At 68.9% G+C, this 24,465-nt stretch carries 15 protein-coding genes; 6 read left to right on the top strand and 9 right to left on the bottom strand.

What is annotated here, in order from left to right; all coding sequences use genetic code 11:
* Nucleotides 1-242: 242 nt before the first annotated feature.
* The gene (gene ilvA, locus AC2EAL_RS05850; RefSeq protein ID WP_484723227.1) at nucleotides 243-1,490 is read right to left on the bottom strand and encodes a threonine ammonia-lyase IlvA; all 1,248 of its coding nucleotides are present in this window, start codon (nucleotides 1,488-1,490) and stop codon (nucleotides 243-245) included.
* Between the two features lie 138 nt (nucleotides 1,491-1,628).
* On the opposite strand from ilvA, the gene AC2EAL_RS05845 reads away from it, so the two are divergent.
* From AC2EAL_RS05845 to AC2EAL_RS05830, 4 genes are all read left to right on the top strand, one after another.
* Nucleotides 1,629-2,855: an argininosuccinate synthase gene (locus AC2EAL_RS05845; RefSeq protein ID WP_484723226.1), complete on the top strand. Its 1,227-nt coding sequence runs from the start codon at nucleotides 1,629-1,631 to the stop codon at nucleotides 2,853-2,855.
* Nucleotides 2,856-3,118: 263 nt separating this feature from the next.
* Nucleotides 3,119-5,926, top strand: a complete 2,808-nt coding sequence (locus AC2EAL_RS05840; RefSeq protein WP_484723225.1) for a S8 family serine peptidase — start codon at nucleotides 3,119-3,121, stop codon at nucleotides 5,924-5,926.
* The gene (locus AC2EAL_RS05835; protein WP_484723224.1) at nucleotides 5,923-7,809 is read left to right on the top strand and encodes a trypsin-like peptidase domain-containing protein; all 1,887 of its coding nucleotides are present in this window, start codon (nucleotides 5,923-5,925) and stop codon (nucleotides 7,807-7,809) included. Before AC2EAL_RS05840 ends, AC2EAL_RS05835 begins: the two co-directional genes overlap by 4 nt.
* Entirely contained in the window at nucleotides 7,809-10,970 is a 3,162-nt protein-coding gene (locus AC2EAL_RS05830) for a hypothetical protein (protein WP_484723223.1), read from the top strand. Before AC2EAL_RS05835 ends, AC2EAL_RS05830 begins: the two co-directional genes overlap by 1 nt.
* Before the next feature lie 15 nt (nucleotides 10,971-10,985).
* On the opposite strand, the gene AC2EAL_RS05825 is transcribed toward AC2EAL_RS05830, so the two are convergent.
* From AC2EAL_RS05825 to AC2EAL_RS05800, 6 genes are all read right to left on the bottom strand, one after another.
* Complete coding sequence (locus AC2EAL_RS05825) at nucleotides 10,986-12,008, bottom strand: serine protease (protein ID WP_484723222.1); 1,023 nt, start codon at nucleotides 12,006-12,008, stop codon at nucleotides 10,986-10,988.
* Nucleotides 12,009-13,931, bottom strand: a complete 1,923-nt coding sequence (locus AC2EAL_RS05820) for a caspase family protein (protein WP_484723221.1) — start codon at nucleotides 13,929-13,931, stop codon at nucleotides 12,009-12,011.
* Nucleotides 13,932-14,112: 181 nt separating this feature from the next.
* Complete coding sequence (locus tag AC2EAL_RS05815; RefSeq protein WP_484723220.1) at nucleotides 14,113-15,570, bottom strand: patatin-like phospholipase family protein; 1,458 nt, start codon at nucleotides 15,568-15,570, stop codon at nucleotides 14,113-14,115.
* Nucleotides 15,567-16,928, bottom strand: a complete 1,362-nt coding sequence (locus AC2EAL_RS05810; protein ID WP_484723219.1) for a sensor histidine kinase — start codon at nucleotides 16,926-16,928, stop codon at nucleotides 15,567-15,569. The genes AC2EAL_RS05815 and AC2EAL_RS05810 overlap by 4 nt, the downstream gene beginning before the upstream one ends.
* Complete coding sequence (locus tag AC2EAL_RS05805; protein ID WP_484723218.1) at nucleotides 16,925-17,608, bottom strand: response regulator transcription factor; 684 nt, start codon at nucleotides 17,606-17,608, stop codon at nucleotides 16,925-16,927. Before AC2EAL_RS05805 ends, AC2EAL_RS05810 begins: the two co-directional genes overlap by 4 nt.
* Nucleotides 17,609-17,619: 11 nt before the next feature.
* Nucleotides 17,620-18,939 (bottom strand): S1C family serine protease, encoded by a 1,320-nt coding sequence (locus tag AC2EAL_RS05800; protein ID WP_484723217.1) that lies wholly within the window; start codon nucleotides 18,937-18,939, stop codon nucleotides 17,620-17,622.
* Nucleotides 18,940-19,089: 150 nt separating this feature from the next.
* On the opposite strand from AC2EAL_RS05800, the gene AC2EAL_RS05795 reads away from it, so the two are divergent.
* Together AC2EAL_RS05795 and AC2EAL_RS05790 are read left to right on the top strand one after the other, a co-directional pair.
* Nucleotides 19,090-19,707 carry a hypothetical protein gene (locus AC2EAL_RS05795; protein WP_484723216.1) on the top strand — a complete coding sequence of 206 codons (618 nt, stop codon included), beginning with the start codon at nucleotides 19,090-19,092 and terminating at the stop codon, nucleotides 19,705-19,707.
* Complete coding sequence (locus AC2EAL_RS05790) at nucleotides 19,707-21,755, top strand: caspase family protein (RefSeq protein ID WP_484723215.1); 2,049 nt, start codon at nucleotides 19,707-19,709, stop codon at nucleotides 21,753-21,755. The genes AC2EAL_RS05795 and AC2EAL_RS05790 overlap by 1 nt, the downstream gene beginning before the upstream one ends.
* A 77-nt stretch (nucleotides 21,756-21,832) precedes the next feature.
* Here the strand turns inward: AC2EAL_RS05790 and AC2EAL_RS05785 are convergent, their stop codons facing one another.
* Nucleotides 21,833-23,023: an MFS transporter gene (locus tag AC2EAL_RS05785; RefSeq protein WP_484723214.1), complete on the bottom strand. Its 1,191-nt coding sequence runs from the start codon at nucleotides 23,021-23,023 to the stop codon at nucleotides 21,833-21,835.
* A 37-nt stretch (nucleotides 23,024-23,060) separates the two neighbouring features.
* Nucleotides 23,061-24,464 carry an FAD-binding oxidoreductase gene (locus AC2EAL_RS05780; RefSeq protein ID WP_484723213.1) on the bottom strand — a complete coding sequence of 468 codons (1,404 nt, stop codon included), beginning with the start codon at nucleotides 24,462-24,464 and terminating at the stop codon, nucleotides 23,061-23,063.
* Between the last annotated feature and the right edge of the window lies 1 nt (nucleotide 24,465).

Here is a 24,465-nt window from a genome sequence, read left to right as displayed (position 1 = left end):
ACGAGTTGGCCGGCCTGCAGGGCCTGACGCCAACCACAGCGTGCCTTGTCACCTGCCGCAAGCGTAACCGGGATCAGGTCCTATTCGGGCAGGAACCGGCGGCTTGCCGATGACTTCGTCTATGCTTTGACGCGGAACCGGACGGGAGGGCCGCAAAGCGCCGTCTGGAGGCACCGATTGGCATCGCACAAGGTGGGTCTGGCGGCAGGACGCCAGACCGGTGTTAACCCGACTGCGCGGTGTCAGATCAGGAACTCGGACAGGGCTTCGTCATTGGTGATGTCGCGGAAGGCAAGACCGGCTGCGTCCATCCGGGCGGTGAAGCCGGCAAACCCATCGGTCGAGCGGGTTTCGATGCCGATCAGCACCGAGCCGAAGTTGCGCGCGGACTTCTTCAGGTATTCGAAGCGGGTGATGTCGTCATCCGGCCCGAGCAGGTTCAGGAATTCGCGCAGCGCGCCAGGGCGTTGCGGCATGCGCAGGATGAAATACTTTTTCAGACCAGCATAGCGCTGCGCGCGCTCCTTGACCTCTGGCAGCCGTTCAAAGTCGAAGTTGCCGCCCGAGGTGACGCAGACCACGATCTTGCCGCGGATTTCCTCGGCCAGTTCCGGCAGGACGTCCACGGACAGCGCGCCTGCGGGTTCCAGGACGATGCCTTCGTGGTTCAGCATCTCGAGCATCGTGCCGCAGATCCGGTCCTCGGGGGCGAGGAGAACATCGTTCCGGTCGATCCAGGACAGCATGCGGAAGGTGTTGTCGCCGACCCGCGCCACGGCGGCACCGTCGACGAAGCTGTTGACCTTGGGCAGTTTCACCGGCGCGCCCTCTTGCAGGGCTGCGGCAAGACTGGCCCCGCCGAGAGGTTCGACAAAGCGGAAATCGGTGGTGGGTGCCACTTCGCGCAGGTAGCCCGTGACGCCAGAGGAAAGGCCGCCCCCGCCCACCGGCAGGACCACAAGGTCGGGCGCCTGGCCGAGTTGTTCAAGCAGCTCGACCGCGACCGAGGCCTGGCCCTCGATCACGTCGGGGTCATCGAAGGGTGACAGGAAATGGGCCTGGGCCTCGGCGCAATAGCTTTGGGCGGCAGCGAGGGTCTGGTCGAAGTAGTCGCCAGTCAGCTCGATCCGGATGGTGTCGCCGCCGAAGACGCGGGTCTTGTCGATCTTCTGCTGCGGCGTGGTGACCGGCATGAAGATCACGCCCTGCACTCCGAAATGACGGCAGGCATAGGCCATGCCCTGGGCGTGGTTCCCGGCGCTGGCGCAGACGAACTGGTGCTGGTCGGGCTGGCGGGCGCGGACCTTGCGCATCGCGTTGAAGGCCCCGCGCAGCTTGTAGCTGCGGACGGGCGACAGGTCCTCGCGCTTGAGCCAGACCTCGGCGTCATAGCGGGCAGACAGGAAGTCGTTCCGCTGCAAGGGCGTCTCGGGGAAGAGCTCGCGAAGGGCGGCGGTCGCGGTGCGGGCCTGGGCGGGAAAATCGGTCATCCATCCCCAATGCCGGAAGGCTGCCGTCAAGGCAAGGAATGCCTTTGCATGCCGAATTGTGCCCCGCACAGCGCTGTCCTTGCCCTTGGGGAGATTTCGTTCTAAGCGCCAGCGAAACCGCGAGATGGAGCCTTCCCGATGCTGAAGCCCAAGAAAGTCGTCCTTGCCTATTCGGGCGGGCTTGATACCTCGATCATCCTGAAGTGGCTGCAGACGGAATATGGCTGCGAAGTGGTGACCTTCACCGCCGACCTGGGCCAGGGGGAGGAGCTGGAACCGGCGCGGGCGAAGGCGCTGTTGATGGGCATCAAGCCGGAGAACATCCACATCGTCGACGTGCGCGAGGAGTTCGTGCGCGACTTCGTGTTCCCGATGTTCCGAGCCAATGCGCTGTACGAGGGGCTGTATCTGCTGGGCACATCGATCGCCCGCCCGCTGATTAGTCAGCATCTGGTGCGGATCGCGCAGGAAACTGGGGCGGATGCGGTCGCGCATGGGGCGACAGGCAAGGGCAACGACCAGGTCCGGTTCGAGCTGTCGGCGGCGGCCCTGGACCCGGCCATCAAGGTCATCGCGCCGTGGCGGCTTTGGGACCTGACGAGCCGGACGAAGCTGCTGGAGTTTGCCGAGGCGAACCAGATCCCGATTGCCAAGGACAAGCGGGGCGAAGCGCCGTTCAGCGTGGACGCGAACCTTCTGCACACCTCTTCCGAGGGCCGCGTGCTGGAGAACCCGGCAGAGGAGTTCCCGAATTATGTGCTGCAGCGCGTAGTGCCGGTTGAAGAGGCTCCCGACCAAGCCGAAATGGTGGAGATCACCTTCGAGAAGGGCGACGCGGTCGCGATCAATGGCGAGCGGCTGAGCCCGGCCACGATCCTGACCCGGCTGAACGAGATCGGCGGCAAGCATGGCGTGGGCGTGCTGGACCTGGTCGAGAACCGCTTCGTTGGGATGAAATCGCGGGGGGTCTACGAGACCCCCGGCGGGACGATCCTTCTGGAAGCGCACCGGGGCATCGAGCAGATCACGCTCGACGCAGGGGCGGGACACCTGAAGGATTCCGTCATGCCGCGCTATGCAGAGCTGATCTACAACGGGTTCTGGTTCAGCCCCGAGCGGGAGGCGCTGCAGGCGCTGATCGACAAGACCCAGGAACACGTGACCGGGACCGTGCGGGTGAAGCTGTACAAGGGCTCGGCCCGGACGGTGGCGCGGTGGTCGGAGCATTCCCTGTACTCCGAGAAGCACGTGACCTTCGAAGAGGATGCGGGGGCCTACGATCAGAAGGATGCGGAAGGCTTCATCCGGCTGAACGCGCTGCGGCTGCGGTTGATCGCCAGCCGGAATGCACGGGTGGCGAAGTAGGCTGTCCGGCGTGGACAGTTTTTCGAGCCGAATGAAATCAACGGGTTGAGGGCGCGGATTTACGCGCCCTTAACTTTCTGCGGCCCCCCGCCGCCTGACGGAAAATTCACGTCTTCCGCAGCGTCAATTTGCTACACTTCCCACAATTGAGGTGACCGTTCCCATTTGGCGGCGGCCGGGGCAGGATTTGCCGACCCCGTGCCGCCGTGTAAGCTTTCCTTCGTGCCCACCGACCTTCCATCTTGCATATTGGAGACTGGCCGATGTCACAGCTTTACGGATTGCCGTTCCTTCGCAGCCTGATGGCCGAGGCGACGCCCGAAGATGCCCGATCCGTCTATGATCCCGACCGCCTGCGCCTGGCGCTGACGGTTCCGGCGGGCGGGGACGATCTGGCCGGTTTGCGCAAGCGGCTGGCGGCGCTGCTGGGGTCGGAGAACTTTGGGCTGGAGCCGCTGTTCGACGCCCCCGATCCGGATGAGCCGGTGACCTTTACCTTCACGCCGAACGGGCTGGACCGGACCCTGCCGGAGGACGTGATGTTCGGCATCGCGGCGGACCTGCGGAGCGAGCTGGGCCTGATCGCCTGCGACCCCGACCTGGGCGCCACGGCCTATGTCGAGCCGGTGAAGGATGTGCCCAGCGCCACCGAAGGCGTGGTGATGGACGCGATCTGCTGGGTCGACGATCCCGCGCCCGAGCCGAAGACCTGGGCCTTGGAGAAGGCAGGCGTCCTGAAGGCCTGGGCCAAGTCGCCGGGCAAGGGCAAGGGCATCATCGTGGCCCAGCCGGACACCGGCATCGCCAAGCATGTGGAACTGGACGACACGACCATCGACTTTACCAAGACGCTGAACCTGGTCGACGGTGGCACCAAGCCGACGGATCCCTTGAAGCCGTCGATGTCGAACCCCGGGCACGGCACCGGGACCGGGTCGGTGCTGGCCTCGGGCGAAGGCGGCAAGATGAAGGGGGCGGCGCCCAAGGCGACGCTGGTGCCGATCCGCTGCATCAACGACGTGAAGATCTTCAACGCGGCCCCGGTGGCCAAGGCCATCGACCATGCGGTGAAGGTCGGCGCGCATGTGATCTCGATGAGCCTGGGCGGCTTTCCGGCCTTTGCGCTGCGGCAGGCGATCAAGCGGGCGATTGCGAAGGACGTGATCCTGCTGGCGGCGGCGGGCAACTGCGTGGGGCTGGTGGTCTGGCCTGCGGCCTACCCGGAGATGATCGCGGTCGGCGGCACCAACATCAGGGACAAGAAGTGGAAGGGGTCGTCGCATGGCAATGCGGTCGATTTCTCGGCCCCGGCAGAGAATGTCTGGAAGGCGGTGGCGACCGATCCGGCAGCGCCGACTACCAAGATCGAGGGCGGACAGGGCACATCCTTTGCCACGGCGATGAGCGCGGGGATCGCGGCCTTGTGGCTGGGCCATCATGGCCGGGCCAAGGTGATCCAGGCGGCGCGGGCGCGGGGGACCAGCGTGCAGGCCCTGTTCCGGACGGCGGTGCAGCAGACTGCGCGGCGGCCGGCGGGGTTCCCCTCGGGCCTTGGCGCGGGTGTGATCAACGCCGAGGCTCTCTTGGACCTGGCCTTGGCGGACATCGCCTCGGCCGTGGTGGAATCGGCCTTCGAGGACCCGAGCGGCGGGATGGACGAGGCGCTGGCGCGGTTGTTCGGGCCGGGCAAGGTCGACCCGGACTTTGACTGGGATGCGCTGGGGCCCGAGGTTGCGGCGCTGGCGATTGCCGATGCGCGCGCCGGGCGCGGGGCACGCGGACCGGGGCGCGAGGCGCGGGCGTTCCGGCGCGCCTCGGCCGAGCTGACGGAGGCGGCGGCGGGCAGTCGGGACCCGCGTCTGGCGCAGCTGGCGCTGCGTGGCAGCCCACCTGCCCCGGCGATCACCATTCCCTCGCCGGTAGACCCGGCGCGACTGGCAAAGGTGCTGTCCGGCCTGGGGGCGGCGGCGCAGCCGGGGCTGTCGGTGGAAAAGGCATCAAGCCTTGACCCCAAAGAAGGGCAGGCGCGGCTGGACACGGACGGACGGCGCAAGGCCCTGGCCCCGCTGGAGCGGCGGCTGGCGACCAGCGAGAAGAAGGTCGACCTTGACCGGCTGGACCGGGGTCTGGCCAAGCTGCACCGCGAGGGCACCTCGGCCCGGCTGGGCGAGACGACGCTGATCCAGCTGGAGGCGCTGGTGTCGTTGACGGAACGTCCGGCGCTGGAGGTTGCCTACCGGACCACGCCCGACGGGCGGCGGCTGCAGACCATCGACACGACGGACCCGGAGTTGGGCCGGTTCGCCGGGCTTCTGGAGATCGCGCGGCCGGACCTGGAGGACGGGCCGTTGCAAGCCGTGGGGCGGATCGACGGGGACGCGATCCATCTGGGCACCGGCTTTGTGGTCGGGCCGGGTCTGGTGATGACCAACCGGCATGTGCTGGAGGAATTCGCGAGCCCCCTGCCCCGCGCCGACAATCCGCGGCGCTGGCAGCTGTTCCGGACCACGACCATCGACTTTTCGCCCACGGGCAATGACCCGGCGCAGAAGTTCGTGGTCGAGGCGGTGGCCTTTGCCGGGCCGCAGCAGATCCACCGGTTGCCGATCAGCTTTGCCAAGCTGGACCTGGCGCTGCTGAAGGTCCAGACGGTCAACAGTGCAGGCATGGCGCTGCCGAAGCCCTATCGGGTGAACCAGGACGCGGGCTGGCGCGGGGCGGATGCGAACCTGTTCGTGGTGGGGTTCCCGGCACCTCCGGGCACCTTGCCGGTCGACGAGCGGGGGGCGGTGCGCCGGGATGTCATCGAGCGTTTGCGCGAGATCTTTGGCCTGAACTACCGGCGCAAGTACTTCAGCCCCGGGATCGCGCAGGCGGGGTCTCTGGCCTCGGTCTTCAACCATGATGCGACGACCTTGGGCGGCAACTCCGGGTCGGTCGTGGGGGCGCTGAGCGGCGATCTGGCGGCGGTGGGCCTGCATTTCGCGGGCGACTGGCTGCGGGCCAACCATGCGCATGACCTGGCGACGGTGCGGGCAGCGACTCCGGGGCTTGCCGCCTTGCTGGCATGACCGAGGCGGCGCTGACAGAGCAGCAGGCGCAGGACCTGGCGCGGGCGATCACTGGCAACCGGCTGGCGGTGGCGGCAGTCTATGACGGGATCGCCGCGCGGATGGGGCCGGACCTGCCGGACTTCAAGACGGTGGCGCTGGGGCTGCATGACCCCATTGCCGCCTTCCGGCAGGCGCTTTTTTCGACCGGAAAGACGGCCCCGCCCTGGCACCGGGCGTTCCTGACCGAACTGACCGCTCAGGGGCTGATCGACCCGGTGGCGCTGGAGCAGTTGACGCGGAAGCCGGGCGGCGTGTCGATCCTGCCGCAGAAGGCGGACGGAACGCCGATCGATGTCGCGAGCTTCAATGCGGTGCTTTCGCCGTCGTTGCGGATGGCCGACCTGATGTACGCCTTCAGCCTGGCGGCGCGGCGGTTGTGCCAGATCACCGTCGCGGGGCCGACTGCCAATGACAAGGGCACGGGGTTCCTGGTCGGACCGCAGACGGTGCTGACCAATCATCATGTGGTGGCAAGCCTGATCGACCCGGTCAGCGGGAAGGCGATCCCCGGCAGCGCCGGCAGGCTGACGTGCAAGTTCGAGACGCTGACCGAGATCACCGGGCGGAGCTATGCGGCCGCCGACGACTGGCTGATCGACTTCAGCCCGGTCAACCCGAACCCTGGCCCGGGGGCGAAACCTGCCGGGGCGCCGAAAGAGCTGGACTATTGCGCGATCCGGCTCAAGGGCGCTCCGGGCCGGGAGCGGGGCTGGTACGACCTGACGAAGACCGGCGCGCTGGATGCCGAGGGGGATGCGTTCTTTGTGTTCCAGCATCCCTATGGCCTGCCGCAGCGCGCGGCCTTTGCGACGCATACGAAACTGGACGACGACCCGGATTTCCTGCGCCACAGGGTCGCGACGTCCCCCGGGTCGTCGGGCGGGCTGTGCCTGGACAACCGGCTGCGGCCCATCGCGATGCACCAGGGCGCCATGCTGGACGACGACGGGCTGCCCGCGGCCCGCGAGGCCCGGCGCAAGCGGGCGATCCGCCTGCAGGCGATCCGCGAGGTGGCCAAGGACATTGCCCGCGCCGATGCCGAGCATGACCGCGTCTCGCTTTTGTCGGACAAGTCGACCGCGGTGATTGGGCGCGATGGGACGCAGTCGACCCTGCGGCTGATGGCCGAGGGGCGGGGGAGCTATATCCTGATCGTGCGGGGTGCGCCGCAGAGCGGCAAGACCTTCTCGGCGCGGCTGCTGGAGGCGTCCGTCCCGGATGCAGAGCGCGTGATCGTCACGCTGCAGGCCGGCCAGCTGCCCGCCGATGCCCGCGACCTGGCCCGGATGATCCTGAGCCAGGCCGGGATGGCCGAGGCGGAGATCACTGCGGCACTTGCGCCGCAGGCCACGTTGACGACCACTGCGGCGACGGTCGCCGATGTCTTCGCTATCCTGAAGCGTGCCTTGCAGGGCATCGCTGCGGCCGGGACATCGCAGGGCAAGCGGATTTGGCTTGTCATCGACGACCTGGACAAGGTGCAGCTGCCGCAGATCGGCGCGCGGACCCTATTGGACCACATCTACAATGACGCCGAACTGCCATCGATCATGCGGATCGTGCTGATCGGCCTGACCGACACGCTGGTCAACGTCGCCCCGGGCCAGATTGCGGTAGAGCCGCTGGCCGATCCGGGACAGGTGGACCAGAAGGACATCGAGGACTGCCTGGGTCGGCTTCTGACCGAAACCGGCAAGGCGACCTCGGCCGAGGCGGCGAGCCTGCAGGCCCGGATCGTCAGTTACGCGGCGGCCGAGCTGACGAACTGGCCCGACGGCAGCAACATGCTGACCCGGATCTCGAGCTTTCTGGCAAGCGTCTACATGAAGGCGATCAAGTGATGGCGGAGAGTGCTGCAGACAGCGACCTGACCCGCGCCGCCCTGACCGGCGCCTTCGACCCGAACCAGATCATCCCGACGGGCGCTGCGGACCGCGAGGCGCGGCTGCGCGCGCTGGCGGCTGTGGCGACCGAGGTGCCGGTGACCATCCGCACCCCGTTTGCCGCCGATGCGCCGGTGGCCGTGCGCTGGCTGTGGCGGCTGACCCCGGACGGCCAGCGCGCGGGGCTGACCCGGTTGCCCGTGGGCCGCGCGCGGGCCGCGTTGTTGCGCAGCCTGCCGCCGACGGTCGACGACGCGATGGCCCGCGCCCTGCGGCTGCTTTTGCAGGGCGGACGCAAGGTGCCGCCCATCGCGCGCCGTCGCCGGTCGGCCCCGCGCCCCGAGGACTTGCCCGAGCTGTTGCAGCTGATGCAGGCGGTCGAGCTGTTGCGCAGTGCGGGTGTCGCGCTGGCAGGCTGGGCCGCCGATCCGGGGCTGGCAAAATGGCTGTCGCGGGTCGCGGTCGGGGCGGACAAGCAGGCGGCAAGTGAGCAGATCCTGCCGTGGAAGCTTCATGGGCGGCGGGCCGAGCTTGGCGCCTTGGCACGGTTTGCCACGGCGGGCGAGGTCGCAATGCCGCCCTTCGAGCCCTTCGACAGCAACCTGACGCCGGGGCCGACTGCGCCGCCGACGGTTATCGTGTCGGGGCTGGGCGGCAGCGGCAAGTCGGCGCTCTTGGAGGCGCTGCGGCGGCGGCTGGCGCGGGACCGGTCGGTCCTGCAGGTGACCTTCGACCTGGACCTGCCGGCGTTGCGGGCCGGGCAACGGGTGGCGCTGACGCTGGAGCTGTTGCGCCAGATCGGCCAGGTGCGGCCCGAGCTGGAGGCGCAGCTGTCGACGATCCGGCAGACCCTGCGCGGCGGGGTCGCGTCAACGACCGAAGGCATCGACCCGAGCCGCGAGGCGAGTGCGGTCTATGCCACGCTGACCGACCTGAACGCCCTCCTGATGGCCGGGGGCCAGGCCGAGGCGATCCGCCTGGCGCTGATCTTCGACACGTTTGAGGAGGCGGTGACCCTGGGGCCGGACCGGGTGCGGCTGATTGCGGACTGGATCAACCTGGTGGGCGCGAACCGGCTGAATCCGCGCGTCATCCTGTCGGGGCGCGAGGCGAGCAGCCTGACCCAGGCAGACCTGCCGGGGCTGGCCGTGCAGGGGACGATCCTTCTGGGCGATCTGTCACCGGCGGGCGGGCGGGCGTTGCTGCGCGAGCAGTTCCGGAACCGCAAGATCGAGGCGGAGGACCTGGTGGCGCAGCTGGTCAGGGTCTTCGGGTCCGACCCGCTAAGCCTGGTGATGCTGGCGCGCTTTGCCGACGGGATTGGCAAGGAGGGTGGCGACAGCAGGGCGGCCTTGGCCGATCTGGCGAAGGGCGAACGCTCTGCCGCGCGGGACCGGCTGGACGGCGAGGCACGGCAGACGTTCCTGTTGTCGCGCATCCTGAACCGGCTGCCGACCGACCTGCAGCAGGTGGCCAGCCCGGGCCTGGTCCTGCGTCAGGTGACTCCGCAATTGATCCTGGAGGTATTGGCGGGGCCCTGCAAGCTGAAGCCGGGGCTGACTTTGCCCGAGGCCGAGGCGCTGTTCGACCGGCTGGACGACATGATCTGGCTGGTGCAGCGGACCTCTGATACCGAGCGGGTGGCGGTGCATGTCCCGGCCTTGCGGCGGCGGATGCTGCCGCAACTGTTGGGGGACCAGACGGCGAAAGCGGTGATCGCGGAAGCGGTGCGCTGGTATGAGGCGCGTGCCGCAGCGGGCGAGGCCGGGGCCGATCTGGAGGCGGGCTATTATCGCGCGCTGGGGGACCCGGCGTCGTTGCCGGACGATCCGGACGTCCTGCGGCAGCTGTGGGATCATCTGGGTCAGAACGTCGAGGACCTGGACTTCGCGCGCGACCGGTTCCGCGACGCGCTGGGACGGGTCATCGGCCGGGCAACGGTTGATAGGCTGCAACCGGGCGTGGCGCGGAAAGGCGCGCGCGACCGGCGGCGGAAGATGCAGATGTCCGAGGGCTTGGAAAGCGCGGTGCTGGAGGAGGCGACAGCAGCGGAAGTGGTCGACGGGCCGATGCCGGTCGATCTCGTGTCAGCCCGGTTCGCGGCGCTGGACCTGGCCGAGGTTGCGGCAGAGGCGCCCCGGCTGGCGCGGGACTTGCTGGACGGGATCGTCGGCTCATCCCTGCAGGAAGGCGAGCGGACGGCAGAGGACGTGCAGGTCCTGTCGGCTGCGGCCCTGCAGGCGGCCTCGGCCTGTCTGTCGCCGGACGTCCCGCCGACGCGAAGGATCGACCTTGCCTCTGCAGCGCGGACATGGCTGAGCGAGACCCGCAGGCGGGGCCTGTTGATGGAAAGCTATGGCGGCGCCATACGCCAGTCGCCGCAGCTGTGGCCGGCCAAGCTGGTGGGCGTGCTGGTGCTGTCGCTGGCAGGGGGCGAAGCCCTGGGCCAGATGGGCGAGGTCGTGCCGGACGCCGTGCGCGGGATGGCGCGGGTGTCGCACAGCCCCTATGCCTGGCGGGCGTTGCGGGCCGTGGGCACACTGCGCGAGGATGCCGAGGTCAAGGTCGTGGCGCTGGCCTATCTGGACCCGGGGGTGCTGAACCCCTTGGTCGAAGGCAGGATGCTGCCGGAAGGGCCCGAGGCGTCACGGCTGCTTGGGTCGTTCCGGGGCGCGACGGGTCAGCTGTCGATCAGCGACCACAACCGGGTGGACGCGCTTTTGCTGCGCGAGGAGGTGACGCTGACCAAGGCGCTGCCCGGCTTTGGCCAGCGCCGCGAAGCTGTCCCCGGTCGGTTGCCCGAGTTCCATGGCGCGTTCCGGCTGCTGTTGGGCCGGGGCGAGGTGTCGCCGGTCCAGGTGCAGGCGGCCGTGTCCGAAGCGGCGCAGGCCGTGCCGTGGTGGCCGAAGGAGCTGCGGGGGGAGGCTTTCGCCGAAGCGCCGTTCAGCCCGACGCTGGTCTCTTCGCTGATCGACACGGCAGACCGCTGCGGGCTGCTCCCGGACCTTGCGGGCGCGATGGCGCGGCAAGGCGACGCGAACACGGCCTGGCAGCGGCTGGCGTCGCTGATGCAGGCGACCGAGGCGCATTACCGCCAGGCGGCGGGGCTTGGGAGGTAGGGCCGCGTTGCAGGGTCAGGGGTTCGCCGCGATCGTCTCGTTCAGCCAGGGGACGAATTTCGAGATGTCGGTGTAGGCCGAGAAGAGGGCGGTCTCCTCGCAGCCCTGGCCCGAGGTGGCGGAGAGGCCCCAGCTGACGATGCCGGCCTGGATGTAGCCGCCGCCCTCTACGGGGACGACAAGGGGGCCGCCACTGTCGCCGCTGCACGAGGTCTTGCCGCCCTCGAAGGTGCCGGAGCAGATCATGTTTTCGGAGACGGCGTCGGGGGCCTTCGCCATCAGCTGGTCCCAGATCGCATAGGCGTCCGCTTCGGCGACGCCAAGGGTCTGGACGGCATAGCCGAAGCCGCCCGCTGCGTCCTCGGCCTTGGCTTCCAGCATGGCGGTGTTGCAAAGCTCGCGGTCGAGGACCTGGATCTGGGCCTGCCGGAGTTCGGGCGAGGGTTGCGCGCCTTCTTGCAGGCCCCAGCCGGTGACGATGGTGGTCACGCCCTGCTGGTTGAGGAGGTCGCCGTATTCGGCGTCGGGGACCTCGATGGTCTGGTAGGGGACCTGGGGCGCGCGGGCGAGCTTGATGAGCGCGATGTCGAAGTCGAACTGGCTGCCGGAATAGGACGGGTGGCGGAAGATCGCTTCGGCCGGGATCAGGTCGCCGGAGCCCTCGGTCAGGGTGTTGGTGCCGACGAGGATGGACACTTCGGAGGGCGCGAGGTCGGCGAAGCTTCCGTCGTCCTGTGGCATGTGGATGCAATGGGCGGCGGTGAGGACCCAGCGGTCGAGCACCATGGAGCCGCCGCAGAATTGCGCGTCGGTCGAGACGGGGGCGCCGCCGACAAGAAGCGCGACTTGCCAGGGCCAGGCGCCGTTGGCGGCGATCTCACCGCCAATGACCTTGGCCCCGGCCTCGGTGGCCCGGGCCGCGCGTTCGGCCTTGGCGCCGGACTTGGCGTAGAGGAAAGGGGAGGCGGTCTTGGGTGCCTCTTCGGCCAGGGCGGGGGTGGCGAGGAGGAGGGCAAGGCAGAGGGCGCGGAGGGTCATTCAGGGCTCCATCGGAGTGAGGCGGATGATCTGGCGGATCAGGGTGAGGGGGGCGGGTTTCAGAGAGAAGCCGCGGGTGGCGGCGTCGGGGTCGAGGCGGGTTGTGAGCCAGGCGGTCATGGCGTCGGGCGGGGTGGCGCGGGTGGTGTCGGTGCTAGCAAGGCGGGTGAGGTCGACGCGGGGGGCATCGGGTGGGGCGGGGACGGCGAGGGTCCAGATCTCCTCGATCCCGCCGGGGCTGCCGGGTTCGATTTGCAGCCCTACGCGGGTGGATTCGCCGGGCGCGAGGCGGTTGGAGAGGTTCTGGGTCGGGTAGATCGGTTGCACGCGGAAGTCGGCGGTGAAGTAGAGGACGGAGACGTCCTGCGCGGTGCCAGAGGCGTTGGTGATGGTCAGCCAGAGCTGGTCGCAGGGGGCGACGGGGTCGTCTGCGTTGAAGGGCGCTGCGGGGCCGGGTGCGTCGCAAGTGGTGGCGGCGCGGCGTTCGGTGGTGACCGTAAGCGGGGCCTTGCCGGTGAGGCTGCGGCCGGTTGCGCCGGACAGGACGGCGCGGAGAGCGAGGCCGTGGGCGGCTTGGGCGAGGGTGCGGTCGAGCGCGTCGGCTTCGGTCTCGCCGGGTTCGGGGCGGACGCGCGGGGTGGTACCGGGGCCTTCGGGGTCGAGGAGGCCGTCGGGTCCGGCCAGCGCGATGGTGCCTTCGGTTAGGATGGGGATCAGGTCGGGAGTGGCTCCGGGGGGTGGCAGGGCGGCGGTCCAGGCGGTGTAGTCGTGGGGGTCTGCCGGGTCGGCGAGGACGGAAGCGGCGAGGGTCAGGGGGGCGGGGGGCGGGGCGGAGGTGAGTTCGGCCCATTGCGCCTTAGCCGGGGGCGGGGCGGAGAGGGTGGCCTCGCGGGCGGTGACCTTGGTGAGGGTTGCGGTGGCCAGCGGCGTGGGGTCGGCAGGGGTGGCGTAGAGGGCGAGTTCCGCGCCTTCGGTCAGGCCGTCGAGGAGGCCGGCGGCAAGTTTGCCGTCCTTGAGGGGGAAGCGCGGGGTGGTGGGGCCGGTGCCGAAGACGGGCGCGGTGAGGAGCGGGCCTTCGCCGTCGGGCATCTGGCGGGCGGGGCCCTGGGCCATCGCCTCGGTGGTGGCGGTGAGGACCTGCTCCCACGAGGCGTCGGGGGCGGCGCGTAGCGTTTGTGCAAGCCGAAGGGTGAATTCGCCGTGCCAGGTGCCGTCGGGCATCGGATATTCGAAAGAGCGCTGGTCGGACTGGGAGGAGTAGAGGAAGACGAAGTCCCCGGTCAGCGGCGCGGCGGGGGGGCCTGCGACGGGGGTAATGTCGTCGGGGATGCCGAGTTGCGCTTCGTCGATGACCTTAGCGACCCCCTGCCCTCCCACTGCGCGGAAGCCGGTGGCGGAGTGGCAGGCGTCGATCAGGGCGATGACCTTGACGCCTTTGCTTAGGGCTGTCTGCGCCCAGGCTTGCAGGTCGTCGTCGACGAGGGCGTTCTCGACTGCGCCGGTCGCGCCCTTCCAGCCTGCGGCGTCGGCGGGGAGGAGAAGCTCGTCATAGCCGCCGCCTTCGTCGCCGGAGAGGTCGGGGGCCTGGGCGCCGTGGCCAGAGAAATGGAAGACCACGGTGTCGCCTGTAGTGGAGGCATCCGTGGCATTACTGAGGGCGGCGAGGATTTCGGCGCGGGTGGGTTGGCCAGTGGTGGTGCCTGCAGGAAGCCCGGTGGGGTCGGAGGCGAGGACGGTGATGTTCGCACGATCGACGCCCCGGGCGATCAGGGTTTCGGCCATCAGGCGGGCGTCGTTCGAGGGGCCTTTCAGATCGGCATCGAGGGTGAGGTAGTCGGAGACGCCCACGATGACGGCGCGGATCTCGGCCTGGGCCGGGGTCAGGAGGGTTGCGGAAAGGAGCAGGGCCAATGTCGCGCGCATGATGGGGGCAGATTACGCGCGGGCGGGCGTGGGGCAAGTGGGGTACGGCGGGTGACGGAATTTGTCATTGGGCTGCCCCCCTCCCCGGCCCTCCCCCCTTTGGGGAGAGGGGGCGCATCTGGCTGGCGGCGGTTCTTTGCGCTGGCGGTTGCGCCGGTAGCAGTGCGTGGGATGGCGTCCCTCAGTTCACCGGCGTGACCCGGCGGCCCCCGGCGGCGATGCCGTCCTGGATGCGGGCGTCGACGTCATTGCCGGAAAGCGACGCGAGGAAGCCCTGGAACTCGGGCGTCAAACGGGTGGCCTCGCGGCCAGCGGCAATGACCATGTCGATCTGCGCCTCGGGGAGCTTGAGCCGGGTCGGGACGGCGTCGAGCTGGTTGCGCAACGCGGGGGGCAGGAAGGCGAAGCTGGCCTCGCCCACGAAAAGCTTGAAGTCCTTGCAGTCCCAGCCTTCGGTCGTGCCGCGCAGTTTGCGGACCTCCGCCAGCGGCAGGGCGCAGCGCCATTCGATGAGTTCGCTCTCCCACAGGCGAAGCTCGCCGCGCATGGAATCGTAGCCCGAGCGGGACGCGGCGGCCATGGCGGAGGTGGCGATGGACATGGCAAGGTTGACGCCGCCGGGACCCGCGACCTTCTTCGTCCAGCCGTAATCCTTGTCGACGCCCGCGTTGGCGACAAGGAAGAGCATGCGCTTCAGCTTGACGGCTTCCTCAGCGGTCAGGGGGGCGTAGGGGACCTGGGCGCGGGCGCGTTCCACCGCCAGACCCGTCGTGCCGAAGTTGTCGGTGATGCCGCCGTCAAGGAGTTTGACGAACTTCACCTCAGCCGGGTTGGTGTAGCTTTCCAAGGCGCGGGCGTGGGCACGCATGGCGGCGGTGGCCTCGGGGTTGTAGCGGGCGGCGGTGAGCCAGTCGGGTTCCCGGTAAGTGCAGTCGCCCTGATGCGCCTCCAGCACGATGGGGGTGAAGACCAGCGGGAAGGCGGCTGAGGCGGCGACGGCTTCGGAGAGTTTGACGCGGGAGAGGTCGGAGCAGAGGGCGTCGAAGGTTTCGGGGGAGAACAGGAACGGCGTGTTGTTCGCCATATCGGTGGCGTTGATCCAGGTCTTGATGCCCGTTCGGCGGAGGTCGGCGAAGGTGGCGCCCTTGTACAGCGTCTCGTCCAGGTAGCGGCCGAAGGTGTCGCGGCCGTTCACCCCGCCGGAGACGCCCTTGACGATGGTCAGGGGGTTCAGGGCCGAGGTCGTCATGTAGGTTTCGGCGTTGGTGATCAGGAAACGCTCGCGGAAGCCGTCGATGCCCTGCGGGCCGTAGAGGCCAAGCTGCGCGGCCATGACTGACCCGCCCGAGACGCCGGAGACGAGGTGGACGTTGTCGAGAAGGCCGTTCGGGGTGCCGGTCTCGATCCCGACAGCCTGCAGTTCCTGGAGCATCCCGTAAGCGAAGGCCGTGGCGCGCATGCCGCCGCCGGAGAAGGCGAGGCCCACGTAAAGCTCGCCCTCGCCCACGGTCAGGGTGTCGGCGAGGGCAGCGTTTTCCCCCTGCAGCGGCTGGTTCTGCGGCTGGTTCCAGGGAGCGCAGCCGAGGAGGAGCAGGAGGGGGAGAAGGGCGCGGTGCATCGGGACTCCGGTTCGGGTCATTCCGATTGCTGCAGCCTGGGCCAGCGGATTTCAAGTGTGAAACCCTTCTGGGTGGGCGGGAGGGTCAGGCGGGCGCCGTGGCGGGCGGCGATAGCGCGGACAAGGGCGAGGCCGAGGCCGTGGCCGGGGGTGGAGCGGTCGCGTTCGGCGCGGGTGAAGCGGTCGAAGGCCTCGGGCCTCAGGTCTTCGGGGAGGCCGGGGCCGGTGTCGGCGAGGCGCATGAGGATGCGGTCGTCTTCGGGGGTGAGGGTGAGGGTCAGGTGGTCTCCGGCTGCGCAGTACTTGATGGCGTTGTCGAGGAGGTTCGAGAGGACCTGGGCGATCAGGTTGCGGTCGCCGAGGATTTGCAGGCCGGGGGTGATGTGGGCTTCGGCATGCAGGCCCTTGTCTTCGAGGAGGGGGTCGTAGAGGTCCCACACCTCGGCGGCGGTGGCGGAGAGGTCGACGGGGACAAGGCCGCCGCCGGTGCCCTGGTCGGCCTCGGCCCGGGAGATGTCGAGGAGCGAGTCGAACATGCGGATGGCCTGGCGCATCTCGGCCTTGAGCTCCGCGGTCAGGTCGTCCTGGCCTTCGATCTTCGACAGCTTCTGCAGCATCCGGTTGAGGGGGGTGCGGAGTTCGTGGGCGATGGTATCCGACAGGCGATGGGTGGCGCGGTTGAGGTTCTCGATCCGGTCGAGCATCGCGTGGACATGGGTTTCGAGGAGGCCGAACTCGTCGTCGGAGCGGGGGCCGGGGAGGCGGGCGTCGAGTTGGCCTTCCGCCACGCGGTCGGCCAGCGTGTTGATGCGGTTGATGCGGGTCATCACGCTGCGGGCGGCAAACCAGCCGACGAGCGCGCCCGCGACGAGGAGGGCACCGAGGAGGCCGAGCATGCCGCGGCGGAGGGCGGCGAGGGTGGCGTCGACGGGTTCGAGGCTGCGGGCGACGAGGAGGGGGAAGCCGCCCGGAAGTTCTCGCGCGACGGCGAGCCAGCGGGTGCGGCCTTCGGTGAAGGTCACTGCGTTGTCGGTGGTGAAGGTGTCGCCAGCGGGGGAAAGCGTGGCAGGCCAGTCGGGCCGGGTTCCGGCGAGGACTGTGCCGGAGCGATCCATGAGGAGGAGCATTTCGTCGCCAATCGCGGCGGTGGCGCGGTAGTCGATAGCCTGGCGGAGCGCGATGATGCGGCGCTGGTCGTAGAGGGCCGCGAGGCCGTTCAGATCGGCGGTGAGCAGGGTCTTTTGCGCCTGCAGGAGGCGGGTTTCGACGAGCCGGTACTGCAGCGCCATTGCGGCGAGGGAGAGGAGCGTGACGGCCAGCGCCATCAGGGCGGCAAGGCGCAGGGTGGCCCTGGCGGCTATCGGTCGGGCCGTGGTCACGCGGGAAGGGGGGCGAAGATGTAGCCCTCGCCCCGTGCGGTCTGGATCGCCTGGCTGCCTGCCTCTTCCAGCTTGCGCCTCAGGCGGCCGACGTGGACGTCGACGACATTGGTGCCGGGATCGAAGTGCAGGTTCCAGACGTTTTCCAGAAGCTGCATGCGGGTCACCACTTGGCCGGCGTTGCGGGCGAAATAGGTGATCAGTTCGAATTCCTTCGGGCTGACCGCGACATGGTTGCGCTTGACGTGGACGGTGCGGGCCTTGAGGCGGATTTCCAGATCGCCAAAGGCCAGGAGGTCGTTGTCGAGGACCTGGATCGTGCCGCGTCGCAGAAGGGCGCGGAGGCGGGCGCGGAGTTCCTCGGGTTCGAAGGGTTTCGGGAGGTAGTCGTCGGCGCCTTTTTCGAGGCCTTCCACACGGTTGGCGGCGCGGCCGAGCGCAGAGAGGATCAGGATCAGCGCGGTGGAGCCGCCCGCGCGGATGCGGGCCATGGCGTCCACCCCGTCGCCGCCCGGGAGCATGCGGTCAAGGACGATGACCTTGTATTGTCCCGTCGTGGCGGCCTCGATACCGGAGGGGAGCGTGTCGCGGTGGTCGGTGGCGCAGCCCAGCGCCTCGGCCTCGGCGCGGATGGCGGCGGCGGTCTCGGGGTCGTCCTCGATGATCAGGATGCGGTCCATGTTGGGTCCATTCAAAACACGACCACGTCGGGGTCAAGGACATTTGCGCCGCCGACAGGCCGGACGCCTTCGGGCGCGTGCCACGGGTCGAGCCGGATGTGCCGGGTTGCGCCGCCGGGGGCTTCGAGGAGGAGGAGGGCGGGGGCGGTGAGTTCGTAGGTTTGCAGGTCCTGCGCCGTGCCGTTGATCGCAAGGATGCGGTCGCCCTTTGCCAGACCGGCGAGAAGGGCGGGGGAGTTGTCGGTGAGGGCGGTGACAGTGCCTTCGGCGTCAAGCGTCACACCGAGTGCGGCGAGCGTGTAGGCGGTGACGGTGGCGGGGGCGAGGAGGCGCGGGGCCTCACGGGTGCGGAGGGCGGTGTCTTCGGCTTCGCTGAAGGCGAGGGTAAGGGTCGCTTCGTGCCCGGCGCGGCGGATGGTCAGGCGCGTCTCGCCATCCGCAATGGCAGCTTCGATGGCGAACACGAAGTCCCCGGGGTTCATCAGCGTCATGTCTCCGACTCGGGTGATGATGTCGCCGGGTTCGAGGCCTGTGGTATCGGCCAGACTGCCTGGGGCGACGGCATCGACCAGCAGACCCTGGGGTTCGGTGCCCAGGCTTTCGGCGACCTGACGGTCCACCGGGCGGGCGGTCAGGCCGAGCGTGGGGAATTGGGGGAGGGTTTCGTCGATCAGGCCCCAGACGATGCGTTTCAGCTCTGCCGTGGGGATGGCGTAGGCGATGCCGACGAACATGCGGCTGCCGTCGGCGATCTGGGAGTTCATGCCGACGAGGCGGCCTTGGGCGTCGACCAGCGGGCCACCCGACGAGCCGGGGTTCACGGCGGCGTCGTGTTGCAGCATGAGGAGGGGCACCGCGATGTCGGTCTGGCGGGCGAGGGTGGAAATGCGGCCTTCGGTCAGGGTGAACTCGATCCCCAGGGGCGCGCCGAGGGCGAAGACTTCGTCGCCGAGTTGCGGCGTTTCGGCGGCGAGTTGCAGGCCGTCGGTGGGGGTGGGGAGGGAGATCACGGCCACGTCGCGGACGGGGTCGCGGGCGATGACGAGACCGGTGAGGTCGTTCCCATTGCGGTCGATCAGGCGGACTTCCTCGGCCTCGCCGACCACGTGGGCATTGGTGACGGCGACCTGGCCGCCTTCCCAGATGAAGGCCGAGCCGAGGAAGCGGTCCTCGGAATCGTTGCTGCGCAGGGTCAAGACCTTGTCCATTGCCGCATCCAGCGGCGAGGCGCTGGCGGGGCTGAGGACGGCGATCAGCGCGAGGGCGAGGAGGGCTGCCAGCGCCTCGATGAAGGGGAGCGGTCTGTGCCGCCTTTGCCGGTTGGCCTGCATGTCTGTAACCTGTGTCTGCCTCTATGTGATCTTGCTAACGGGGCGGGTGCGGCGGGTCCCGTGACAAAACCTGTCATCTGGAATTCCAGCATTTACAGGGACGTGGCGGCACCGCATGTTCGGGGCGACAAAAGCCGGAAGAGTGTTCCCATGCGCCTGATGCTTGCCGTTTGTGTGCTGTCGCTGGCCCTGCCCGCCTGGGCTGAGGGGCCTTCACCGGTGAAGATCGCCGAACTGTCAGCGCGGCTTTATGCGGCGGGGATGGAAGCGGGCGATCCGCTGCTGGTCCTGTCGGCGGCAAAGCTGCGGAAGTCGCTGGCACCGGTGGCGGGGGACCGGGCGGCGGTGGATGGGGTGGCCGGAGAAGGTGGCCCGCTGGGGTGGGAGGAGATGCTCGCCTCGGCCACGGAACTGGCGGCGGGGGATGAGGTGCTGCTGGGGCTGATCGAGGATGCGGGCCTGGAGAGACCAAGGGGCGTTGCCTCGGGGCCGGTCTACAACATCGGGTCCTTGGGGAACGGGAAAGGCGACACCTATCCGCCGATCGAATTCCGGGGCGGGGAGTACGCCGAGGTCTATGTCGAGGCGAAGGCAGCGACGAACCTGAACCTGGCTATCTATGACGACAGGGGGCGGCTGGTCTGTTCGGACACCGACATCAGCCACATCGCCTATTGCGGCTGGACCCCGGCGACGGCGGGGACTTTCACGCTGAAGGTCGAGAACAAGGGCCCAATGGCGGCTGACTATGCGTTGATGACAAACTGATGAAATCGCTTTTCACACTTGCGATGTGTCTGGCGGCTGCCCCTGCCCTGGCGCGGGAGAACTATGCGCTGCTGATCGGGGCGAACCAGTATCCGTCGCTGGAAGAACGCTGGTGGCTGAAGGGGCCGGCGAACGATGTGCAGTTGGTGGCGCAGTACCTGACGACCGACGCTCCGGTGGCCTTTGCGGCGGAGAATGTGACCGTGCTGTCGGATGGGGTAGCGGGGGCTGAGGCGCCGACTCTGGCGGCGATCCGGGGTGCGTTTGCGGAGCTGACGGCGGAGGTTCGCCCTGGGGATTTCGTCTATCTGCATTTCTCCGGCCACGGAACCCAGGCGCCTGCGTTGGATCCCGCGACGGAACTGGACGGGCTGGACGAGCTGTTCCTGCCGGTGGACATCGGGCCGTGGTCGAACCAGGTGGGCGCGGTCGAGAATGCGCTGGTCGATGACGAGATCGGGGCGCTGATCGACGGGTTGCGGGCCAAGGGCGCGAATGTCTGGGCGGTGTTCGACAGCTGCCATTCCGGCACGGTGACGCGGGCGGTAGAGACCGATGACGTGCGGGTGCGGCAGTTGCCGCCCGACGCCTTGGGCATCGACATGGATGCGGTGGAAGTATCGCGGTCGGTGGACCTGCGGGCCACTGAGGCTCCGTTCGATGGCGGGAGCGGAGAGGGGTCGTTCGTCGCCTTCTTCGCGGCGCAGACCAACGAGGTGACGCCGGAGAAGAACCTGCCGAAGGGCAAGCCCGGGCGGAAGCCGCAAGGGGTGTTCACCTGGACGCTGATGGAGGTGCTGGCGGAGTATCCGAACGCGACCTACGGGCAGGTCGGGCAGGAAGTGCTGCGGCGCTATGCGGTGAAGAACCTGGCGAAGTCGACGCCCCTGTTCGAGGGCGATCTGGATCAGGTGGTGTTCGGCGGCGAGGGCGGGGCAAGGGTCTCTCAGTGGCAGGCGCAGGTGTCCGACGCGGGGTTTGTCATCCCGGCGGGGGAGCTGCATGGGCTGAGCGCGGGCGCGGTGCTTGCGGTGATGGGGTCGGCGGCTGCGGCGGATGACGAGGCGCTGGGGTATGTGGAGCTGACTTCGGTCGAGACGTTCTCGTCGGTCGGTGAAGCGGTGGAGCGGGACGGGAAGATCCTGCCTGCCGAGCTGCCGAAAGGTGTCACGCTGCGGAAGCTGGACGCGGCGCTGGACTTCACGCTGACCGTGGCGCTGCCTGCGGCGGGGTCGGCCCCGGCGGATGCGCTGCTGGCCGCGCTGGGGGAGTTGCAGGCGGCGGCGGGGCCTCGGCTTAGCTTCGTGGCGGCGGATCAGGAGGCGGACCTGCGGCTGGCGGTGCTGCCGGAGAGCCCTCGCCCGGACGCGATCTGGGTGCTGCCTGCCACGGGGCTGGCGGAGGACCTGGGGGCGACGCCCTCGGTGTCTACCGGCGACAAGGATGGGACGGAGCTGGCGGCCACGCTGGCGGATACGTTGACCACGATGGCGCGGGCGCAGAACCTGTTGAAGCTCGCGGGGGCGGTGGGTTCGGTGACGCCGGATGTTGAGGTGGAACTGCTGACGCGCACGCCGGAGGACCGGACGCTGCGCCCCCTGCCCTTCACGCCGGTGCCGGTGCTGGTGCCGGATGACGAAGTGCATGTGCTGGCCAGGAACAGCGGCGAGGGGCCAGTGGACGTGAACGTTCTCTACATCGGCGCGGACTGGTCGATCAGCCACTGGTTCAGTGGCCGGTTGCAGCCGGGGGACGAGCTGAAGAAGGGGCTGTTCAAGATCAGCGCGGATGTCTTGGGGCAGGAGCGGGTTCTGGTGGTTGTGACGCCTGCGCAGCCGCAAAGCCCGGTGGAGGACCTGAGCTATCTGGCTCAGGATGCGCTGGACACGACACGGTCGTTGGGTGGCTCGGCATTTGGTGAGGCGCTGGCGGAGGCCGGGTTCGGCGAGACGACGCGGGGGGCGGTGGCGCTTACCGACGGTGAGGAGGAAGCCGGGCCGGGTCCGGCAATCCTGTCGCTGGAACTGCGGACCGTCGCCGGGGACTGAAGCTGTAAGCTTATGAATTCTATGGTTTGCTGCGCAGCATTGGTTGCAGCATTGCTGCACCGTTGCTGCGCAGAAAATCAGCGGCGGTCGGCGGCCCAGAGGGCGGTGGCTCCGATCAGCGACGCGGCGACCCCCAGCAGGGCTACGGTGCCGTAACCGGCGAGCGTGGTGCCAAGCGCGAAGCAGGTGGCGGCGGTGGCATCCCCTGCAAGGCGCTGGACGGCCATGAGCGAGGCCCCTGCCCCGGGTCGGTCGGCGAGGAGGTCCTGCAGGTAGGCGATGGGGACGGTCAAGGTCACGGCCCCACCCACGGCGGCGGGGAGGACGAGGAGCCAGACGAAGGGTGTGGCTGCGAGGACGGGGAGCAGCGCCACGTGGACGCAGTAGAGCGCGGCCCCGGCGAAGATCAGGCGGGTGCGCGGGATCCCTCGGGTCAGGTTGGGGATCAGCAGCATGAAGGGGACTTCGAGGCCCGCGACGAGGCCGACGTAGAGGGCGACGTCCTGTGTGCCGCGGCCGATCTCGGGCACCATCACCAGCGAGATGATCGCCATGTAGACGGTTGAGGCGCTGAAGACCGCGCCCAGGGCGATGACGCGGGCGGCGATGCGGGGGTGGCCCATCTCGGACAGTGCGGCGCGGAAGGAAAGGCCCGAGGGGTGGTCGTCCCAGGGGGTGCTCCCGTCGGCGGGCCAGAGGCGGAGGACGGCGGTTAGCATGGCGGCAGTCAGGAGAAGCGCCACGGGGAAGATCAGGGTGACCTGTGCGCCTGCGGCGAAAGCGACGGACCAGAGGGGCAGGACGACGATGAAGGGCGCGGCGAAGAGGGCGCGGATCACGGCCAGGATGCCGTCGCGGTCCTGAGGCGGGTAGCGGGTGGCGGCGAGGCGGGCGAGGGCGAAGACCTGGCCGAAGGTGATGCCGCTGATCGGGATCAGGAGAGCGACGGTCAGGGCAAAGACCCAGGGGCCGGGGGTGACGGTCATGAGGCCGGTGCCGAGGAGGAGGGCGCAGACGGCGGCAAGGGTGATGCGGCGGCGGTTCGCGGTCTGGTCGGCGCGGATGCCGCCGATGACGGAGGCCGAGACGGAGACGAGGGAAGAGAGCGCAAGGAGGACGGCATAGCCGTGGTCGCCGAAGCCGAAGGTATGGACGGCGAGGGTGGAGAAGTAGGGGCCGAAGGAGCAGACCACGGCGCCCTGCAGGGCCATGACGAGGCCCGCTGCGCGCAGCGCCGGGTCGGTCAGGCAGAGGCGGATGGCGGACATTGCGCTTGGGTATCCCGCCGCCGTGGGGGCGGCAAGGTCAGTTCGGGATCACCTTTCCGGGGTTCATCAGACCCTGCGGGTCAAGCGCCTGTTTCAGCGTCCGCATGACGTCCAGTGCGACGGGGTCCTTGCGGCGTTTCATCGAGGGAAGTTTGGAAAGGCCCACGCCGTGTTCCGCCGAGAAGCTGCCGCCGAGGTCGGCGACGATGTCCTCGATGGCTTCAAGCACCTGGTCCTTGAGGTGCTTGTCGTCGCGGGTGGGATAGGCAGTGAAGTGGAGGTTGCCGTCGCCAAGGTGGGCCACGGTGATGGTGCGGGCGCCGGGGTCTAGGGCTTCGAGGCGCTGGATGGCCGTCGTGAGGAAAGTGTCGACCTTGTCGAGGGGAAGGCAGACGTCGGTATCGACCTCGGGGTGAAGGCCGACGCCGATCTCGGCGGCGGCCTCGCGTCGGGCCCACATCGCGCGGCGCTGCTGTTCGTTGCGGGCGAGGATGGCGTCGGTGATGAGGCCCGCCTCCATCATCTCGGCCAGGATGGTCTCCAGGGTGAGGACGAGGGCGATGTCGCCGTTCGCATCCGGGGTGGCTTCGTGGGGGACGGTGGTGGCGGCCTCGATCAGGATGGTGATTTCGGGGATGTGGTCGAAGGGGAGGCCGAGATCGGGGCGGGCTTCGCGGAGGCGCTCGGAATAGGTGCGGGGCATGAACTCGAAGGCCTCGACCCGGCCGCCGGTGGCTTCCTGCATCCGGTTGAGGAGGGTCAACGCGTCGGGGAGGGAACGGGCGGCGAGGGTGGCGGTGGCGTGGGCGCGTGGCGCGGGGACCAGTTTCATCACGGCGGCGGTGATGATGCCGAGCGTGCCTTCCGCCCCGATGAAAAGATTTTTCAGATCGTAGCCGGAGTTGTCCTTGTGAAGCTCTGACATGAGGTTCAGCACGCGCCCGTCCGGGAGGACGACCTCCAGCCCCAAGCAAAGGCCGCGAGTGGAGCCGTAGCGGAGGACGTTGGAGCCCCCGGCATTGGTGGACAGGACCCCACCCAGCATGGCGGACCCGCGGGCGCCGAACCAGAGGGGGAAGTAGAGCCCTTCCTTTTCAGCGGCTTCGTGGAGGCGAGTGAGGATGACGCCGGCCTCGGCGATGACAAGCCGGGCGTCGCGCTTGACCTGGCGGATGCGGTTCATCCGTTCCAGCGTCAGGAGGAGGCCTCCACGCGTCATGGTGCCGCCGACGAGGCCGGTGTTGCCGGAGATGGGGACGATGGGGACGGAATGCTGCGCAGCGATCTTCACGCAGGCCGCGACTTCGGCGGTGGAGGCGGGGCGAACGACGGCCACGGGTTGGCCTTCGTAGCGGCCCATCCAGTCGCGAGCATAGCGGGCCATGTCGGGGCCGGTCAGGACGTTCGATGCGCCGACGATGGCGGCGAGGTCGGTCAGCATG

It is taken from the genome of Tabrizicola sp. T74 (assembly GCF_057219935.1).
Note: the sequence above shows the minus strand (reverse complement) of the source record. Positions and strands in the feature narration are given on the sequence as shown.

Excerpts from the sequence above, each read along its gene's own strand:
- ilvA (WP_484723227.1), bottom strand. The coding sequence starts at position 1,490 with ATGACCGATTTTCCCGCCCAGGCCCGCACCGCGACCGCCGCCCTTCGC.
- AC2EAL_RS05845 (WP_484723226.1), top strand. The coding sequence starts at position 1,629 with ATGCTGAAGCCCAAGAAAGTCGTCCTTGCCTATTCGGGCGGGCTTGAT.
- AC2EAL_RS05840 (WP_484723225.1), top strand. The coding sequence starts at position 3,119 with ATGTCACAGCTTTACGGATTGCCGTTCCTTCGCAGCCTGATGGCCGAG.
- AC2EAL_RS05835 (WP_484723224.1), top strand. The coding sequence starts at position 5,923 with ATGACCGAGGCGGCGCTGACAGAGCAGCAGGCGCAGGACCTGGCGCGG.
- AC2EAL_RS05830 (WP_484723223.1), top strand. The coding sequence starts at position 7,809 with ATGGCGGAGAGTGCTGCAGACAGCGACCTGACCCGCGCCGCCCTGACC.
- AC2EAL_RS05825 (WP_484723222.1), bottom strand. The coding sequence starts at position 12,008 with ATGACCCTCCGCGCCCTCTGCCTTGCCCTCCTCCTCGCCACCCCCGCC.
- AC2EAL_RS05820 (WP_484723221.1), bottom strand. The coding sequence starts at position 13,931 with ATGCGCGCGACATTGGCCCTGCTCCTTTCCGCAACCCTCCTGACCCCG.
- AC2EAL_RS05815 (WP_484723220.1), bottom strand. The coding sequence starts at position 15,570 with ATGACCCGAACCGGAGTCCCGATGCACCGCGCCCTTCTCCCCCTCCTG.
- AC2EAL_RS05805 (WP_484723218.1), bottom strand. The coding sequence starts at position 17,608 with ATGGACCGCATCCTGATCATCGAGGACGACCCCGAGACCGCCGCCGCC.
- AC2EAL_RS05800 (WP_484723217.1), bottom strand. The coding sequence starts at position 18,939 with ATGCAGGCCAACCGGCAAAGGCGGCACAGACCGCTCCCCTTCATCGAG.
- AC2EAL_RS05795 (WP_484723216.1), top strand. The coding sequence starts at position 19,090 with ATGCGCCTGATGCTTGCCGTTTGTGTGCTGTCGCTGGCCCTGCCCGCC.
- AC2EAL_RS05790 (WP_484723215.1), top strand. The coding sequence starts at position 19,707 with ATGAAATCGCTTTTCACACTTGCGATGTGTCTGGCGGCTGCCCCTGCC.
- AC2EAL_RS05785 (WP_484723214.1), bottom strand. The coding sequence starts at position 23,023 with ATGTCCGCCATCCGCCTCTGCCTGACCGACCCGGCGCTGCGCGCAGCG.
- AC2EAL_RS05780 (WP_484723213.1), bottom strand. The coding sequence starts at position 24,464 with ATGCTGACCGACCTCGCCGCCATCGTCGGCGCATCGAACGTCCTGACC.